This window comes from Blastococcus sp. SYSU DS1024 (assembly GCF_054050795.1).
Genome location: NZ_JBJHAA010000019.1, coordinates 23,547 through 40,220, shown reverse-complemented (window position 1 = coordinate 40,220; position 16,674 = coordinate 23,547). Strand labels below are relative to the sequence as shown.

14 protein-coding genes and 1 pseudogene are annotated in these 16,674 nt (G+C 69.0%); 5 read left to right on the top strand and 10 right to left on the bottom strand.

Annotation, left to right across the window (positions count from 1 at the left end; all coding sequences use genetic code 11):
- Positions 1-90 precede the first annotated feature (90 nt).
- Positions 91-870, bottom strand: coding sequence for an abortive infection family protein (locus tag ACI79S_RS16230; protein ID WP_456594506.1), 780 nt, complete (start codon positions 868-870; stop codon positions 91-93).
- 9 nt (positions 871-879) lie between these two features.
- Here ACI79S_RS16230 and ACI79S_RS16225 point away from each other — a divergent pair.
- A protein-coding gene (locus ACI79S_RS16225) for an IS3 family transposase (RefSeq protein WP_456594475.1) occupies positions 880-2,117 on the top strand; the annotation gives its coding sequence in 2 pieces (ribosomal slippage) (positions 880-1,192 and positions 1,192-2,117; 1,239 coding nt in all).
- Between the two features lie 76 nt (positions 2,118-2,193).
- On the opposite strand, the gene ACI79S_RS16220 is transcribed toward ACI79S_RS16225, so the two are convergent.
- Positions 2,194-2,445, bottom strand: a complete 252-nt coding sequence (locus ACI79S_RS16220; RefSeq protein WP_456594474.1) for a hypothetical protein — start codon at positions 2,443-2,445, stop codon at positions 2,194-2,196.
- Between the two features lie 140 nt (positions 2,446-2,585).
- Here ACI79S_RS16220 and ACI79S_RS16215 point away from each other — a divergent pair, with 140 nt between their 5' ends.
- Positions 2,586-3,278 (top strand): hypothetical protein, encoded by a 693-nt coding sequence (locus ACI79S_RS16215; protein ID WP_456594473.1) that lies wholly within the window; start codon positions 2,586-2,588, stop codon positions 3,276-3,278.
- Positions 3,279-3,290: 12 nt separating this feature from the next.
- Here the strand turns inward: ACI79S_RS16215 and ACI79S_RS16210 are convergent, their stop codons facing one another.
- The 6 genes from ACI79S_RS16210 to ACI79S_RS16185 form a co-directional block, all read right to left on the bottom strand.
- Complete coding sequence (locus tag ACI79S_RS16210; protein ID WP_456594472.1) at positions 3,291-4,160, bottom strand: ABC transporter permease; 870 nt, start codon at positions 4,158-4,160, stop codon at positions 3,291-3,293.
- A 46-nt stretch (positions 4,161-4,206) separates the two neighbouring features.
- The gene (locus ACI79S_RS16205; protein ID WP_456594471.1) at positions 4,207-5,157 is read right to left on the bottom strand and encodes an ABC transporter permease; all 951 of its coding nucleotides are present in this window, start codon (positions 5,155-5,157) and stop codon (positions 4,207-4,209) included.
- 82 nt (positions 5,158-5,239) lie between these two features.
- Complete coding sequence (locus ACI79S_RS16200; RefSeq protein ID WP_456594470.1) at positions 5,240-6,658, bottom strand: ABC transporter substrate-binding protein; 1,419 nt, start codon at positions 6,656-6,658, stop codon at positions 5,240-5,242.
- Positions 6,659-6,846: 188 nt separating this feature from the next.
- Positions 6,847-7,917 (bottom strand): ABC transporter ATP-binding protein, encoded by a 1,071-nt coding sequence (locus ACI79S_RS16195; protein ID WP_456594469.1) that lies wholly within the window; start codon positions 7,915-7,917, stop codon positions 6,847-6,849.
- 85 nt (positions 7,918-8,002) lie between these two features.
- Positions 8,003-9,070, bottom strand: a complete 1,068-nt coding sequence (locus ACI79S_RS16190; RefSeq protein WP_456594468.1) for an ABC transporter ATP-binding protein — start codon at positions 9,068-9,070, stop codon at positions 8,003-8,005.
- A gap of 3 nt (positions 9,071-9,073) precedes the next feature.
- Positions 9,074-11,479 carry a CoA transferase gene (locus tag ACI79S_RS16185; RefSeq protein ID WP_456594467.1) on the bottom strand — a complete coding sequence of 802 codons (2,406 nt, stop codon included), beginning with the start codon at positions 11,477-11,479 and terminating at the stop codon, positions 9,074-9,076.
- Between the two features lie 383 nt (positions 11,480-11,862).
- Between ACI79S_RS16185 and ACI79S_RS16180 the strand changes: the two genes are divergently transcribed.
- Both ACI79S_RS16180 and ACI79S_RS16175 read left to right on the top strand, forming a co-directional pair.
- Positions 11,863-12,141, top strand: coding sequence for a hypothetical protein (locus ACI79S_RS16180; RefSeq protein ID WP_456594466.1), 279 nt, complete (start codon positions 11,863-11,865; stop codon positions 12,139-12,141).
- 211 nt (positions 12,142-12,352) lie between these two features.
- Positions 12,353-12,868 (top strand): annotated as a pseudogene (locus ACI79S_RS16175) (helix-turn-helix domain-containing protein); the annotation flags it as partial.
- A 69-nt stretch (positions 12,869-12,937) separates the two neighbouring features.
- Here the strand turns inward: ACI79S_RS16175 and ACI79S_RS16170 are convergent.
- Positions 12,938-13,741 carry a hypothetical protein gene (locus ACI79S_RS16170; protein ID WP_456594507.1) on the bottom strand — a complete coding sequence of 268 codons (804 nt, stop codon included), beginning with the start codon at positions 13,739-13,741 and terminating at the stop codon, positions 12,938-12,940.
- 281 nt (positions 13,742-14,022) lie between these two features.
- On the opposite strand from ACI79S_RS16170, the gene ACI79S_RS16165 reads away from it, so the two are divergent.
- Positions 14,023-14,811: a hypothetical protein gene (locus ACI79S_RS16165; RefSeq protein ID WP_456594465.1), complete on the top strand. Its 789-nt coding sequence runs from the start codon at positions 14,023-14,025 to the stop codon at positions 14,809-14,811.
- Positions 14,812-15,423: 612 nt separating this feature from the next.
- Here the strand turns inward: ACI79S_RS16165 and ACI79S_RS16160 are convergent.
- On the bottom strand, positions 15,424-16,590 hold the full coding sequence (locus ACI79S_RS16160) for an MFS transporter (RefSeq protein ID WP_456594464.1): 1,167 nt from the start codon (positions 16,588-16,590) through the stop codon (positions 15,424-15,426).
- Positions 16,591-16,674 lie beyond the last annotated feature (84 nt).

The window sequence follows — 16,674 nt, the reverse complement described above, 5'->3', positions numbered from 1 at the left end:
TCTGTCATCCGTGACATCCGCTGGTGCCGACATGAGGGCCGTTCGAGGGACGTTCGCCCGGCGAGTGGTGAACAGCGAGGAACCCGCCTGTCAGGATTCGCGATCTTGGAGGGTGTCATACAGGAACTCGGTCAGGGCGACAGCGGCGTTGAACGCCAGTCGGCCGTGCCGTTCGAGCGCCGGACTGGCGGTGGAACGCCCATGCCCGCGACCAATTTGGTTTCGCAGTTCCGCGAGGCCGAACACGGTCGTGTTCAGTGCGCTGAGAACTTTGTGGGCGGCCTCGCTGCCCTTGGCGCTGTCGGGTACCGACTCTCTGGCTAGGCCAAGTTCTGCGGCGACCTTCTTGTACAACTTGGGGAGATCCTCAGTCCCGTGGGCGATGCCGCGCTTGTCGAGGATGAGCTTGTACATCGATTCGACGAGCTCCTTCGCGCTCGCGATAGCGCCAGCGGGGTCGGATGCGAGGTCGCGCTCGATCGCGTCGAGGTGGTCCATCAGCGCGGAGTGGTCGTCAAGCAGGGTGCGGGTCGGGAGCCGGAGCGCGGTTGCCGGGCTGTGGCTGGCGGTGACCCGCGTGCCGGCGTAGATGGGCTTGCCACTCAGATAGGTCGCGGGCTTCAGCTGGTAGCCGTCCGGGCGCAACTGGCGGTTGAACTCGGCGACGAGCTTCGTAACCTCGTCCTCGTCTGATCGGACGACCGGGTGGACCATCTCGCACAAGAAGGCCACGAACTGCTCGTCGGACCCACCGGCGAGGTTGAACCGGGCGTCGCCGAACACCCAATCGTCGTCCCAGTCGTAGTTGTTGGGGCCTGACCCCGGCTGGTGGACACGCTGAACCCAGGCTGAGCCTGGAGGAAGCGAGATGATCGGCTCGTGGTGCGGAAGGTGTACTCGGAGGAGTTCCGTCGAGACGCAGTGGAGCTCTACCGGACGACGGAGGGCTCGACGGTGGCGTCGATCGCCGCCGATCTCGGGATCATGGACACGACCCTGTCCGGCTGGTTGAAGGCCGCCGGGGTGCCGATCCGGGGCCGCTACTCGCGACCCGACGGCGCTCCACCGTCGGGCGGGGAATCGCCCGATGAGGAGCTGGCCCGGCTCCGCGCCCGGGTCGCCGAGTTTGAGGCGAACGAGCGGAAGCTGGGCGCCGAACGGGACATCCTGCGGGCGGCGGCCAAGTATTTCGCCGGGGAGACGCGCTGGTGACCCGCTTACAGTTCGTCGCCGACCACCGAGACGCCTTCGAGGTGAAGCGGATGTGCCAGTTGGTGGAGATCAACCGGGGATCGTTCTACGCGTGGGAGGCCAGCGCCGACGCCCGCGCGGCCCGCCAGGCCGCCGACGAGGAGCTGGCCGCCCGGATCCAGGCGGTGCACGCCGCCGAGCCGGGGAACCGGGCCTACGGGGCGCCGCGGGTGACCGCCGAACTCAACGACGGCGCCGAACCCGCCGACCGGGTGAACCACAAGCGGGTCGCCCGGGTGATGGCCGAGCACGGGATCACCGGAATCCGGCTCCGGCGCCGGGTCCGCACCACGGTGCCGGAGCTGGCCGACGAGCAGGTCCTTGACCTGCTGGAGCGCGACTTCACCGCCGACGCCCCGAACGTCAAGTACGTCGGGGACATCACGTATCTGCCCTGCGCCGACGGCACCAACCTGTATCTGGCGACAGTGATCGACTGCTTCTCCCGCCGGCTGGTCGGCTGGTCGATCGCCGACCACATGCGCACCGAGCTCGTGGCTGATGCCCTGCTCGCGGCCGCCGCGACCCGCGGCAGCCTGGCCGGGGCGATCTTCCACGGCGACCACGGAGCGCAGTACACGTCCCGGGCCTACGCCGAGCTCTGCTCTCAGCTGGGCGTGACGCGGTCGATGGGCGCGGTCGGCTCCAGCGCGGACAACGCCCTGGCCGAGTCGTTCAACGCGGCCCTCAAGCGCGAGACGCTGGCCGGCGCCGCCGGCTGGGACAGCCCTGCGGAAGCCCGGCGGGCGGTGTTCGCCTGGATCACCCGCTACAACACCCGCCGCCGGCACTCCGCCTGCGGCCAGATCAGCCCGAACGACTACGAGGCCCGCCAGGCCCCGGCTACGCTGCCAACCGCCGCGTAGAACCCCACGCGTGTTCAAGATCAAGGGTCAAGGCCCGCGTACTGGCTGTGGCGATGCTCGACCCGGCCGCGGAACGTCACCTCGGGCAGGAAGGTTCGCGCAGCCCTTCGTACTCCAACGGCTCGGCGCCGGTCGGGCAGGCGAGGTCGAGCGCCGTGACGGCGACCTCAAGCAGGGCGACGTCCGGGGTGGACCATCCGCGCACATGGCTGGGAGCCGTAGCCGCCACGACTTCGTAGACGTCGTCGCCCCGAGCCAGGCCGGACAACACCACAACCCGAGCACGACGATGTAGAACGTCCGGGTCGATGCGCTTCCGCTTCGGCACCGCAACAGTGTCGCCGCCAACGGGTACGCGCCTCGAACAGAGCCACCACACTGCCAAGTCGTCATGATCGCGTTCGCGGACGTCCGCCCCTGCGAGTCCTGGACATCGACGCTCTGGGTGAGGGCCGGTTCCGCGGTTCGATGACCCGGCCCGCTTGCCGGCTGTTGGGGGCCAGGTGCTCGCCCAGTGCGCCGTGGCCGCGACCCGAACCGTCGCCGACGACAACGCCCTGCACTCGTGCACGCCAATTCAAGACCGGGGTCGCCCGGGAAGCCGGTGACGTTCAGGGTCGACCGCGTCGAAACAGGGCGATCCCGCAACGCCTGCCGGGTGGAGGACGGCATCGCCCACCAGGCCCGTCCCCGTCCGGCCCCGGGCCGGAGGGCCTGACTCCGCGGTTCGCCTTCGCGGGTCCGACCGGCCACGACGGACCGGACGCCGCTGGTCCGGTGGAACTGCGGCACGGTCTCCCGTCGGCCGACCACCTGCACGGCGACGGCCCACGCACCTGGCTCCGCGAGCCGGCGCCACTTCCCCGACGACCCCGCACTCGACGTCGCTCTGCTGGTCCACGTGTCGGACCTCAGCACCGTCCGCGGCGCGATTTTCGTCCACGGCCTCCGGCATTCGGACGCCATGACGGCGACGTCGACCAAGCCGTGTGTATCCAACGCCCGGCGCGACTCGATGACTGGGTGCGGTACCAGAACTGCATCCCCTCGGCCTCACACGGCTGCGCCGTGGGCACCGGCCAGTTCTTCGCTGCCGACGGGACGCTGCTCGCGCTCGTCGGACAGGAGATGATCTTCCGCCCTCGGACCGCGAGCAGCTGAGGCATCGTCGTGTCAGCTCCTGCGGCTGCTGATCATGCGGGGATCCAACCGGTCGCGTAGCCAGTCACCGAGGATCGCAACCACGAGCAGCGTGATCGCGATGGCCAGACCGGGCGCCAAGATCTGGATGTCCAGTCCCGTGCTGACCCGGGACGCTTCCCGCAGCATGCCACCCCAGCTCGGCTGCGGCGGCGGGATTCCCAGCCCGAGGAAGCTCAGGGACGCCTCCACCAGCAGGGCGACACCGAGCATGTGGGCCGTCATCACGATGATGGGCTGGCTGGCGTTCGGAATGATGTGCCGCAGGAGAAGCCACGGCGTCCGGGCGCCGAAGGTGCGTGACGCGTCGACGTACAGCCGACCACGGATCTGCATCACCTGCGCTCTCATCAACCGCCCGAATGAGGGCGCCAGGACGATGCCGACCGCGACCATGGCGTTCACGATCCCGGTACCGAGCGTCGCGGTGATTGCGATCGCCAGCACCACCGTGGGGAACGCCAGCAGCGTGTCGAGGATCCGCATCATGACGGAGTCGACCCAGCCGCCGAGGAATCCCGACACCAGTCCCGCGGGTATGCCGATCAGCAGGGCGATGCTGATGGCGATCACTGCCGCCATGATGGACGCCTGGGTCCCGTGGATGAGACGGGTCAGCACGTCGCGACCGAGGTCGTCGGTGCCCAGCCAGTGGCTTTCCGAGATCCCCTGGAGGATCATGGTGTAGTCCTGCTCGTTGTAGCCGTACGGCGCGATGAAGGGGGCCGTGGCGGCCACGACCGCGAGCAGGATCAGGTAGGCGGCGGCCACGGGGCCGCCCGAGACCTTTTCGGCGCGTCGCGGGCGTCTGACCCGCGCCTCGATGAGTGGGGCTTCGTTCATGGTCGCCGATCTCCTGACCTTTCGGGCCGCGTCTGACGTCGACGGCTCACGCCGGCACCTCCTTCATGCGCGGGTCGAGCATCGTGTAGATGACGTCGACGATGAAGTTGGTGATGACGATGAGCAGCACCACGGTGAGGATGACTCCTTGCACCACGGGGAAGTCGCGACTTGTCACACCCTGGACCACCAACGTGCCGAGCCCGGCCACCCCGAAGACCGCCTCGATCACCACCGCTGCTCCCACCGCCCGGTTGATGTCGAGTCCCACGATGGTGACCACGGGGATCGACGCGTTGCGCAAGGCGTGCTGTCCGAGCACCACGCGCTCCTTGAGTCCCATGGCCCGCAGCGTCCGCACGTAGTCGGTGCTCATCGTCTCGAGCATCGCGCTCCGGGTCTGCCGCATGATGGCGGACATGCCCGACAACCCGATGGCCAGCGCTGGAAGGGCGAGGTGCTGCAGCGCCAGCAGCGGGTCCTCCGTGACGCTGACGAATCCCGTGGCGGGGAGCCAGCCGAGTCCCAGCGCAAAGATCGCCACGAGCACGATGCCAAGCCAGAAGTTGGGCACGGCCAGACCCAGGGTTGCGATCAACCGGGCGCCGTCGTCGATCCTCGACCGAGCCTTGACCGCAGCCAGGATGCCCATCGGGACGCCGAGTGCCACAGCCACCAGCAGTCCGGCCGCGACCAGCTCCATCGTGCGGGGAAGCGTGCGCAGGATGCTGTCCATCACCGGCTCGCGCGTGAGGATCGACGTGCCGAGGTCCCCCTGCAGAACCCCGCCTGCCCAGTCGAGGTAGCGGACGGGCAACGGCTCGTTGAGGCCGAGCTCCTCACGCAACTCCTCGATGCGTTCGACCGACGCGTCCTCGCCGGCCAGCACGGCCGCGGCGTCGCCGGGCACCAGCGCCATCAGCATGAAGACGGCGATCGAGGCCAGCACCACGGTCGCGAGGACGGCGCCCGTGCGTCGTGCCAGTACTGCGATCATCTGCGACTTTCCTGTCCGAAGAGGGGTGGAGCAGGTCGCCGGGTCGGTCCGGCGGCCGGGTCGGCCGCCGGACCGACGTCGGCTACTGCTCCATCCAGACGTCCTGGTTGAGGATGGGCTTGCCGTACAGGTTGCCCTCGTAGCCGTGGACCTTGGTCGAGTACGCCTGGATCCCCGGGCGGAACGCCACGAAGTAGTGCAGGTGGTACTCACCCTGGGCGAGCGCGGAAGCCGACTGGAACGCCTCCGTGCGAGCCTCGGTGTCCTGGTCCACGATCGTGGCGGCGATTGCCGCGTCCACGTCGTCCGGCGAGTCGTATCCCACGGAGTACGGCGACTCGCCGGCGTACGTCGCATGGAACGTCTGGTACGGATCAGGACGGCCGCTCCAACCGACACAGAACATGTCGTACTCGCCCCGCTCGCGGAACGCCTCCGACGCCTGTGCGTAGTCCTGAACCTGCCCCTCGAGCGTCACGCCGACCTCGGCGAACTGGGCCTGCATGATCTCGACCATCTTCGGCGACTGGCTGCTCGCCGAGATGACTGCGGTCAGCGTCAGGTCGTCCTCGTAGCCGGCATCGGCCAGCAGCTGTCGAGCGGCATCCGGGTCGTAGTCGTAGTCGTGGCCGGTCGGATGGGCCCAGTGGCTCGAGGGGAGCGCGACGGAGGTCGGCTCACCGTAGCCGCGGTTGAGCACCTCGTTCATGGCCTCGCGGTCCGTGGCCAGGTTGAGGGCCTCGCGAACCTTCGGGTCCGTGAGCGGGCCCTCGGCGAGGTTGAACTTGCACTGGTTCACCGCCAGGGTCTGCCCGATGGCGACCTCCACCGAGTCACTCGCCTCGAGCCGGTCGAGGTCGGGGATCTGGACCTCGTTGAGGAAGTCCGACTGTCCGGACAGCAGCGTCGTCGACGACGTTCCGGCGTCCTTGTAGATCCTGAACCGGATGCCGTCGAGATGCGCCGACTCGCCCCAGTAGTCGTCGAAGCGCTCGACCTCCAGGGACTCCGCCGGCACGAGCGACACGAACTTGAACGGGCCGGCGCCGACCGGGTTGTCACTCAGGTCGTCGCCATTCGCCCTGGCAGCCTCCTCGGACACGATCATGCCGGCGCGGTCGCTGAGGATCAGCGGCAGAGCAGTGTCCGGCCGGTTGAGCGTCAGCTTGACCGTCGTGTCGTCCACGGCCTCGACGGTGTCGACGCTGGCGAGGTCACCCGTCACCGAGGAGTTGGGGTTGTTGATGCCGCGGTCGATCGTGTACTTGACCGCCGAGGCGTTGACCGGGGTCCCGTCGTGGAACGTGGCACCCTCTCGAAGCGTGAACACCAGCTCAGTCGGACTTGTGTACTCCCACGACTCCGCCAGCCCCGGCATCGGTTCGAGGGTGTCGTAGTCGAAGTTCACCAGGCGGTCGTACATCGGGTAGAGCAGGTAGTGGTCGAAGCCGCTCGTGCCCAGCTGAGGGTCGTACGAGGTCGGGTTGCTGTTGTGAGCCACCCGCAGCACCCCTCCGTCGACCGGCTCGCCATCGCCACCGGAGGCGGAGCCGGAGCCGGAGCCGGAGCCGGAGCCGCACGCCGTCGCGACCAATGCGACGCCGACGAGCGAGGCCAGGGCAGCCGTCCGGCGACGGCGCCGACCGGAGGCGACTGGCGCCCGTCCGGCAGTGTGAATTGCACTCATCCTCATACTCCTTCTTGTGGGTGGTTGATGGGTCCCCCGGCCGGGACCAGGCGCCCATCACGTGGTTCGAGCTCGCCCCGGGCGATCTCCTCGGAGAAGTGGCAGGCGACGAAGTGTCTTGCCCGCTCCTCCCGATATGGGGGGATCTCCACGGCGCACCGCTCGACCGCGAAAGGGCAGCGGGTGCGGAACCGGCATCCCGACGGAGGGTCCGCCGGGCTAGGGATGTCCCCCTGCAACGGCGCCGGGCGCGGACCGCGCTTGGCCCTGGTCATGGCCCTCGGCTGGGCCGCGATGAGCGCCCGCGTGTAGGGGTGCCGCGGTGCGTCGATCACTGCCTCGACCGGTCCGGACTCGACGACGACCCCGAGGTACATCACCGCCACCTCGTCGGCGATGTGCGCCACGACGCTGAGGTCGTGCGAGATGAACAGGTAGGCCAACCCGCGTTCGCGCCTGAACTGCGCGAAGAGGTTGAGGATGTCGGCCTGGATCGACACGTCGAGCGCTGAGACCACCTCGTCGCAGACGATCAGGTCGGGATCCAGCACGAGGGCGCGGCCGATGTTGACCCGCTGCTTCTGACCGCCGGACAGCTCGTGCGGCCGACGGTCGCGGTGCTCGGGACCGAGGCCGACGAGCTCGAGCACCTCGTCGACCCGGCGGTCGTGCGCCGGCTGCTTCCTGCCGTCCCGGATCCGCAGGGGCTCGCGGATGCTCGCCGCCACGGTCATGGTCGGGTCGAGCGCCTCACTGGGGTCCTGGAAGACCACCTGGATCTTGGTTCGGGCGGCCCGCTGCTGACGTCGCGGTTGCGACCAGACGTTCTGGCCTTCGAGGAGGACACGGCCGGAGTGGGGCTTGACGAGCCCCAGCACGGCACGTCCGAGCGTCGTCTTTCCGGAGCCGGACTCGCCGATCAGACCCACGGTGCGACCGCGGTCGATCCTGAGGTCGACCCCGTCCACCGCACGGACCGCTGCCTGTCCCCATCGGCCACCGAACTGGACCTTCAGTCCCTCGGTTGTCAGGAGTGGCTCCGCGAAGTTCTCGCCGATCGCTTCCCCGGTCACTGGTGCACCACCCTCTTCTGGCCTTCCGGGCCCGCTTCGACTCCCGAGAACGCGCCGATTGGCTCTCGATCAAGCGGCTGGCCGCTCATCGGGCCACCGCCTTGTCGGCACCCTGGACGGGAGACGGGTCGTCGATCCCGGGGAGCTCGAGCTCGTCGGCGCGTTCGCACCGCGCGAGGTGCGCCGCACCGTCGAACGACACTCGCGTCAGGACCTGAGCACGCTCGACGCATGACGCGCGCACGTGCGAACAGCGGGGGCTGAACCGGCACCCGCGCGGCATCTCGCCAGGACGCGGCACCCGGCCCGGGATGGAGTAGAGCTCCTGGCCTCGCGTCTCGATACGCGGCACGGCCCACATCAGACCGGACGTGTACGGGTGTGCCGGACGCTCGAGGAGGTTGTCGGTGGAACGGGACTCGACCACCTGGCCGGCATACATGACGTCGACCCAGCTGCAGACCTCCGACACCACCCCGATGTCGTGGCTGATCAGGACGATCGCGGTCGAGGTGTCGTCACTCAGCTGCTGGAGCAGGTCGAGTATCTGCGCCTGGATGGTGATGTCGAGTGCCGTGGTCGGCTCGTCGGCGATCAGCAGTCGGGGCCGGCAGATGAGCGCCATGGCGATCATGGCCCGCTGCCGCATGCCACCGGAGAGCTGGTGCGGATACTCCCCGAAACGTCGTCGCGGGTCGGGGATGCCGACGGCATCCAGCATGGCGATGGTCTCTTCCTTGGCCTCTTCGCGACTGGCCTCGAAGTGCTCTCGATACACCTGGCTGATCTGGTAGCCGATCGTGAAGACCGCGTCCAGCGACGTCATGGGCTCCTGGAAGATCATGCTGATCTGCTTGCCGCGGACCGGCCTCAGGTCGTGCGGCGCCAGCTTCAGCAGATCGACGCCGTCGAAGAGGATCTGACCCTCGACCCGCGCGTGCTTCGGCAGCAGGCCGAGGACAGCGAGTGCCGTCATGGACTTCCCGCTTCCGCTCTCCCCGATGATGCCCGAGGTCGTGCGGGCCGCGAATCGCATGTTGACCTTGTCCAGGATCTGGTTCTCGGTCCCGTGCGGGCCGGGCAGGTGGACGGTCAGGTCGCGGATGTCCAGCAGCGACGACGCCGCGTCCATCGGCTGATCGGTGTCGGTCATGGTTCACACTTCCAAGGGGTGCTGGGTGGTCACACCGCTGTCATACAGCTGTCGGATCACGTCATCGGGCAAGCACAGCAGCTCGCGGAGCACCTCATCGGTGTGTTGCCCGAACGTGGGCGAGCAGGACGTGGGCTGCAGCCGTTCTCCATCGAGCACCAGAGCCAGGCCCGGGTAGTCGTGCTCACCGGCCTCGGGGTGCCGCAGGCGCGCGAACCATCGCGTGGCACGAAGCTGCTCGTCGGCGTGGAGGTCGGCACCGGTGTGGACGGGGGCCGACGGGACGCCCGCACCCTGAAGGCGGGTGGCCAAGGTCGCGCGCTGGTGCGTCCGCGTGAACTCGTGCAGCCGGGTCTCCAACTGCTCGCGATTCTCGATGCGCCGGCTCGCCGTGGCGAACGCGGGGTCGTTTGCCAGTTCCTCGGAGTCCAGGACCCGGCACAGCTGGTGCCACTGCTCGTCGGTCTCCACCCCGATGGCGATCCAGGAGTCCTCGCCCCGGGCACGGAAGGCACCGTGCGGTGACGCGAAGGGAACGGCGTTGCCGACGAGCCGTTGCGATGTCTCGTTCTCGATGGAGTCGAGGATGTGCTCGCCGATCCAGTGCATGGCCGCCTCACGCTGCGCCACCTCGACGTGCTGGCCGCCACGGTGCCGATCACGATGCAGCAGCGCGGTGAGCACGGCAGCCGCCCCGTGCAGAGCCCCAACCGGGTCCAGGTAGGCGGTGCCCGACCCGAGAGGGGCGCCGCCCGGGTACCCGATGAGTCCGGCGATGCCGGCCATGGCCTCCATCGTCGGTCCGAGGCCACGCTGGTCGGCCAAGGGCCCGGTGCTGCCGAGGGCCGGCATCTCGACGACGACGATGTTCGGGTTGACCTTGCGCAACGTCTCGTAGCCGAGCCCCGCTCGGTCGAGCGCACCCGGGCTCCAGTTCGCCACGACGACATCGCACTCACGCGCGATGTCCTGAGCGATCTGCAGGCCCTGCGGCTGCTTGATGTCCAAGACGACGGATCGCTTGCCGTGATTCTGCGTGTTGAACCACGCATGACGGTTGTACGGATGGGCGCCACCGTCGAGGTCGGGGTAGTTGCGGACGGTCGGGGAGTCCTTGAGTTCACCGCGCCAGCCGTCAACGCGATTCGGCCCCTCGAGCTTGATGACGTCGGCGCCGAGCAGAGCCAGGAACCGGGACGCCATCGGACCGGCCCATGCCGTACCGAGATCGAGCACACGCACGCCCTCCAACGGTCGGGAGGACGGACGAGCGCCGATCGGGCGCGGCACGGCCGGCCTGGCTGGCGTGGTCCCGGCTTCACCGCCACCCGCGCTGGGGGCCGGCCGGTCACGGTCGGCGATTGAGCGTGTGCCGGAGAAGACCGGTCCCAGCGCGACCCGGTCGCCGCTCGCCCCGGAGACGGTGCGCCAGAAGTCACGGCTTCTCAGGTGCTTCTCGGTGTAGAGCGCCGCGAGGTCCCGCACAGGCGCCAGCACGAGCTTCGCCCGGTAGGCGGCGTCGGCAACCTCCTCGACCGTCAGGGAACGCGTCTGCTGATCGATCAGTGCCGAGGCGATCGGCCAGTTGCTGACGAGGGCGCCCCACGTACTGAACCGCGGATCGTCCGCGAGCTCCGGCACCTGGAACACCTCGCAGAACTGGGCCCACTGTCCGGGACCCTGACGCACGAAGTAGACGACCCACCCGTCAGAGCACTGCGCTCGGCCCTTCGGCCGCGTGCCCTCGTCCCGGACGGGCACCGTCCCGTTGTAGGCCCACTGCGTCGAGAAGTTCTGCTCCATGGCCGCAGCGGCCTCGTGGATGCTGATGTCGATGCGCCGACACGACTCACCACGATCGATCCGCTGGTGCAGCGCGGCGGTGATCGCGATGTATGCGTCGAGCCCGGCGGCGTAGGAGGCCCGCTCACCGACGCCGTACAACGGCTCGCGATCCTTGAGCCCCGTCATGTACATGGAACCGGACAGCGCCTGGTGGATCAGTTCCGAGCCCTGCCAGTCGGCGTAAGGTCCGGTGGCGGCGAAATCGGTGATCACGACCACGACCGGAGCACCGGTATCGGCGCCGACGGCCTCGGCCAGCTCCGGCCGAGAGACGACCATGACGTCGGCCGTCGCCGCCAGGCGCACGAGCTCGGCGTCGATCGATGACCCGTCGGGCACGAGGCTGGAGGCTTTGCCACCGTTGAGGTGCTCGAAGAGCAGGGAATGCATCTCACCGTCGTCACCACGGACGAACGGGCCGCGCTGGCGCAGTGGGGACCCCCCCGCCGGTTCGACGAGCACGACATCCGCCCCGTAGTCCGCGAGGAGACGGGTGGCGAACTGACCGGCGACGGTGTCAGAGCAGTCGACGACGCGTACGCCAGCCAAGGTGGCCTCAGGCATGGTGGGTTCCGATCGTGATGGCGGCACGACCCGCGGCTACGGCCTCGGGTGGCTCACCGTCGCTGGTCGCTGCGGGCCGCAGGAACTTGTCGATCATCGACCCGACCTTTCCGACTGCCGCCCGGAAGCGGCAGGGGTGGAGCTTCGCGATCCGCGCACGTCGGGATTCCCATCTCGTGAAGATCTGGGGTGATCTGGAGTGATCTGGGACACTACTTCCAGTGCTCATATGAAACCAATATGGAATCCCGCCCGTATTGATACCGTCACATGGAAGAGTGGGGACTCGTGACGGAGCTGGAGGAACTCCGGGTCTTCGTCGTCATAGCGGACGAGCTGCACCTCCCACGGGCCGCCGAGCGACATCACATGACGCAGCAACCGTGAGCAACGTCGATCAAGCGACTCGAGGCCGAGCTCGGCGCAGTGCGCACGGCAAGATCACCATCGGGCTCAGCGGAGCCACGTCGGCCCGCCCGCCGTCACGGACCGCCGTGCCGTTCAGGCACGCGTACCCCGACATCCGAATCGAGCTGGCCCGAGAGCGGCTCAGCGGCGAGCAGGAGGAAGCGCTCCACGACGGCGCGACGGATGCCGCCATCATGATGTTCGCCCTGATCAGCACGCGCGTCGGCGTCAGCATCGTGCCGGCCTCCGCCTGATGCTTCCGCCCTGCCACGTTCGATCTCGCGACATGGCAGCGACCGTTAGGCGACGGTGTGGGCCGGGCTTCTCGGGCACTCCGACGCCATCGCTGGCCGGATCAGCTCACGGCTGCTGCGCGAGCGAGGTGAGGACTACACGCGCCGGCCCTGAGCTGCGCGCCGAGGCCCGGCCAGTACGCGGCAGCACGGAGAGCGCGGCATCCTCACCATGGCCGGACTCGCGGACCTGCGGCGCCGCGCCGTGCGGCTGTCGCGTGAGACTGGGCGCCGGCGAGCACAACAGGACTACCTGGCGGGGCTGCGGGAGGGCCGAGGGAGCGACCCCGCCTTCGCCCAGTGCGCCTTCGAGGCGCTCGGCATCCCCCTGCCGTGCGTCGTGGCCGAGTCCGCCCCCCGGGCGCCGAGCCACTCCCAGCCGTCGAGAAGACCCCGGAGCGGACGGGAGCCGTCTCCTGCTGGTCGCACGGAGCGACGCCGACGTTCGACCTCGGCTCGCTCGAGGGGTCGAAGGAGGAACAGGTGGTGGCACTCATGCGAAGACTCACCGCCGGACGCATCGGCGTCCCGCACTCGGCGTCACCGGTTGCTCGAGACCCTCAGGGCCCTCCTGCAGAACGACTGCTCGCCCACCCGTGCCGCCGAGCAGCTCTACTGCCGCCGAAACACCGTGACCTACCGCATCCGCCAACTCGAGGCGCTGACCGGGTGTAGCACGCACACGCGATCGACTGCTGCTCGAGCTGGCGTTGACGCCCCTGTCGCAGATTCCTTCCTGACACTCGTGACGCCTGGATCAGGCGCTGCCGAGATGGAAGATGGACTCGCTGTCGATCTGCATGACCGGCACGTCGCGTTCATCGACGATGAGCATGTCCTTGCGCAGGTAGGAGCTGCCACGACGCTCCCACACCTTCGTGATCACGTCGCGGGCTGTGAGTGTCGACGTCGTGCTGGGAGCGACCAGAAAACGTGTCTGCACGGAGGTGTGGACACGGGCGCCTGGCCACGCGAACCGCGTCTTGCCGCTGAAGGCCGACGACCGTGCGACGAGCGCCGGGTGGATGACCCGCTCGTAGACCGGATCTGTCTCCTCGATCAGACCGAGGTAGTGCGCAACCTCCTCCTGCGACGTGTCTAGGCGGTAGTCGGGCAGACGTCCTCCGGACTCGACGAAGGCCGCCAGGGCGGCCGGTGTGCCCACCTCGGGCTCCTGGTCGTACTCCGGCATCGACGGATAGCTCGCCAGGTCCGGCTCGAGCTCGTCGCGGCGGCGTCGAGCCGTACCGGTGACGCAGACGTCGTCATCCTCGTTGACGATCGATAGCTCGAGTGCGTCCGACGAGTCCTGCGACGGAGTCCCGCGCATGAGCAGCTTGTCGCCGTCGTAGACCGGGCGGCGGAAGGCGGTCACGATCTGCCCCTGACCGAGCCAGTCGTGCCCCCACTGCTCTATGCCCACCCTGACCAGGTAGGCGTAGAGCGTCACGCCCGGGACGATGCCTCCCCGGAAGCCGTGCTCCCGGGCGGCTTCGGTGTGGATGGGATTGGCGGACTCAGGATTGGTGTTGCGAGCGACGACAGGAATCTCGACCGTCATGATGGCCTCCGAGTAGGCGACGCCGGCCGCAGGCCTGCCGCCGGCCCGCCCAGTCAAGGACCGGCCGCCGCAAGGTGTCAACGGCCACTGTTGTGCCGGCCGCACCAGACGGTGGCCCGTCGGTTGAGCGCACCGCCGGAAGTCATCGCGAACTGGCCTGACCGATCACGAGTTGTACTGCGTGCACGATCCGCCGCGGCCGTCCGGGCGACGCGCCACAGGCGCGAGCGATACTTCGATGAATGCTTGCGCGTCGAATGGTGCGCTGCTTGACTCGCCGCATGATCAGCCGCCAGCTCGTCGCCTACAACAGTGCGACCGCTTCACCCAACAAAATGCATGACGACACCGTGGCCAAGACCTACGGGTTTGCAGGAGGGCTCGTCCCGGGAGTCAGCGTGCACGCATACCTCACATGGGGCCCGGCCCAGACCTGGGGTCTCGACTGGCTTGAGCGGGGCGCGATCACGGCGCGCTACCGGCTGCCCACCTACGACGGGGACACGGTCACGGTCGACTTCGACGAGCAGACCGGTGAGTGCCGAGTTCTCGACCAGTCCGGCGAACTGGTGGCCTCGGCCACGGCGAGCCTGCCCGCGGAGGCACCGCCGGCACCGGACCTCGCGCGGTATCCGGTGGTCCAGGTGCCCGCGAATCCGCTGCCGGCCTCACCGGAGAGCCTGCCCGAGGGCCGCGCGATGGGCGAGTTCACGACCGAGTTCCCCGATGACCTCGCTGCGGACTACCTCGAGAACGTCCGAGAGGTCGTGCCGATCTACGCCGAGAAGCAGATCGCCCACCCGGGCTGGGTGCTCCGCCTGGCCAACCGAGTGCTCGCCACCAACGTCGTGCTGGGTCCGTGGATCCATGCGTCGAGCACGGTGCAGAACTACGGTCTCATCCACCACGGGGCACGGCTCAGCTGCCGTGGCGTCGTCTCGAAGCAGTACGAACGCTCCGGACACAAGTTCGTCGAGCTCGACCTCGTCCTGACCGCCGACGACGAGCTCGTCGCGACCATCACGCACACCGCCATCTACGAGCCCCGGCCGAAGACCGCGAAGGCGTGAGAGCCCCGCCGGGCGGCCTGCGCGCCGACCTGGTGGCGCGCAGCCAGACGATGGCCGCGATGATCAGCGAGGTTCGCAGGCCCGCAATCGCCACGCTGCTGCGGAGCTGACCGAGCTGACCACGTACCGCCGCGCGGCAATCGGGGCGTCGCCCTCCGCCGCGCCCACAGCAGCTATGCCCCCCGACGATCCCACCAGCTACAGCGCGCCCAGGACGGCGGCGTCGCCCTGACGGTCCAGATCGAGCGCGTGAGGCCCTGAGCAACGCGGCGCGATCGCAGAGGTCGACGGCGTGAACGTCTTCCTGCTCGGACCATGGGCCTGTCAGTGTCGCGGAGAGTCCCCGGGGACGTCTGGAGCCTGAGGCTCAAGCGCATACGCCCAAGTCCTGGCTGCGGCGACGGCGGGGTGGCATCGCCGGCAGCCGTACACCTCACGTCGCCCGAGCAGGCGACCACCCTCACACATGAAGGGTCCACCTACGTGTCCCTCGGCGGCGAGGCGACCGTGCTCGTGGACGCCTAGGCTCGTGGACGTCGTGCACCGCGGACTCGCCGAGGATCGCCGCCACCAGGACGACGCCGGGCACGACGACATCGACGCGGCCGCCCCCTAGGAGCCCCGCACGCGCGAGGGCCGGCAGCCGTACGCCGCGGCGACCAGCACCGCGGCCACCAGCAGGAGGTTGGTCGCCAGGCTCGTGGACTCGGCGATGACGCCGTTTGTCAAAGAGGCCACCGGTCGTGCCCCGAGGAACGCTACCAGCCAGAAGGCCATCACCCGGCCGCGCAGCACATCCGGGACGCGGACCTGGAGCCCGGTGGTGAAGCTGGTCATCCCCCAGGAGAAGCCCAGCCCGGCCACCGCGAATGCCGCCAGGGCTGGAGCCCAGTGAGGTGCGACGGCCAGAGCGCAGATGCCCGCGGACATCAAGGACAGGCCGATGGTCCCGGCCCGGGCCAACCCGAGCCAGCGGCGCGCCAACCCGATCGTCAGCACTCCGGCGCCGGCACCGAGACCGAAGGTCGACGCGAACCAGCCGACGAGCTGGGTACCGCCCCCGATGCGTTCAGCGAGCGCCGGCGCCAAGGTGATCGCCGGGTCGGACCCGTATCCGACGGCCGCCACACCGACCAGGAGAGCGACGAGGGCCGGGTCGCGCCGCAGGTAGCGGAAGGCCGCCCGCACCCGTCGATCCGACGCCGCGGCGTCGAACCCCGCTCTCGTGTCACGGATCTTCAACGACGCGACCGTCAGCGCGAAGACAAGGTTGAAGGTTGCCGACAACGCGAACGCCGCCGCCGGACTGGCCAGCGTCGCGGTGAGCACCCCGATCACCGGGCCGCCAGTGCGGCCGACGACCATCGGGATGCTGTCGAGGGCCACGGCGCCGGCCAGCTCGTTGGGACGGACCAAGGCAGGCACGATCGCCTTGAGCGCCGGGCCGCCGATCGTGAACCCGACCCCCACGATGAGCGCCGAGGTCAGGAGGACGCCCATCGTCGGCGTCCCCACGACCGCGTACCACGCGACGAGTCCGCCGGCCCCTGCCGCGCTGACCAGGCGACCAACGACTATCTGCACCTTGCGATTCCCGCGGTCGGCCAGCGCACCACTCAGTGGCGACAGCACCAACTGCGGCGCGAACTGCGCCGTGGTGACGAGACCCACCTGCAGGACCGACCCGGACACCTCGTAGGCCACCACGACGGCCACCACGTTGTGGATCCAGATGCCGCTCATCGAGAGCAGCTTGACGAACAGGAAGGTGCCGAACACAGGGTCGATCAGCAGCCGCCCCGCGGACCGGGGGGCCGGCTCGGATGCGGCGGCCCTCACCCGGCCGGGTGCGGCAGCGCACCG

What these genes read in the sequence shown, in the direction of transcription:
- ACI79S_RS16215 (WP_456594473.1), top strand. Translation starts at nt 2,586, where the DNA reads ATGACCCGGCCCGCTTGCCGGCTGTTGGGGGCCAGGTGCTCGCCCAGT.
- ACI79S_RS16210 (WP_456594472.1), bottom strand. Translation starts at nt 4,160, where the DNA reads ATGAACGAAGCCCCACTCATCGAGGCGCGGGTCAGACGCCCGCGACGC.
- ACI79S_RS16205 (WP_456594471.1), bottom strand. Translation starts at nt 5,157, where the DNA reads ATGATCGCAGTACTGGCACGACGCACGGGCGCCGTCCTCGCGACCGTG.
- ACI79S_RS16190 (WP_456594468.1), bottom strand. Translation starts at nt 9,070, where the DNA reads ATGACCGACACCGATCAGCCGATGGACGCGGCGTCGTCGCTGCTGGAC.
- ACI79S_RS16185 (WP_456594467.1), bottom strand. Translation starts at nt 11,479, where the DNA reads ATGCCTGAGGCCACCTTGGCTGGCGTACGCGTCGTCGACTGCTCTGAC.
- ACI79S_RS16170 (WP_456594507.1), bottom strand. Translation starts at nt 13,741, where the DNA reads ATGACGGTCGAGATTCCTGTCGTCGCTCGCAACACCAATCCTGAGTCC.
- ACI79S_RS16165 (WP_456594465.1), top strand. Translation starts at nt 14,023, where the DNA reads ATGATCAGCCGCCAGCTCGTCGCCTACAACAGTGCGACCGCTTCACCC.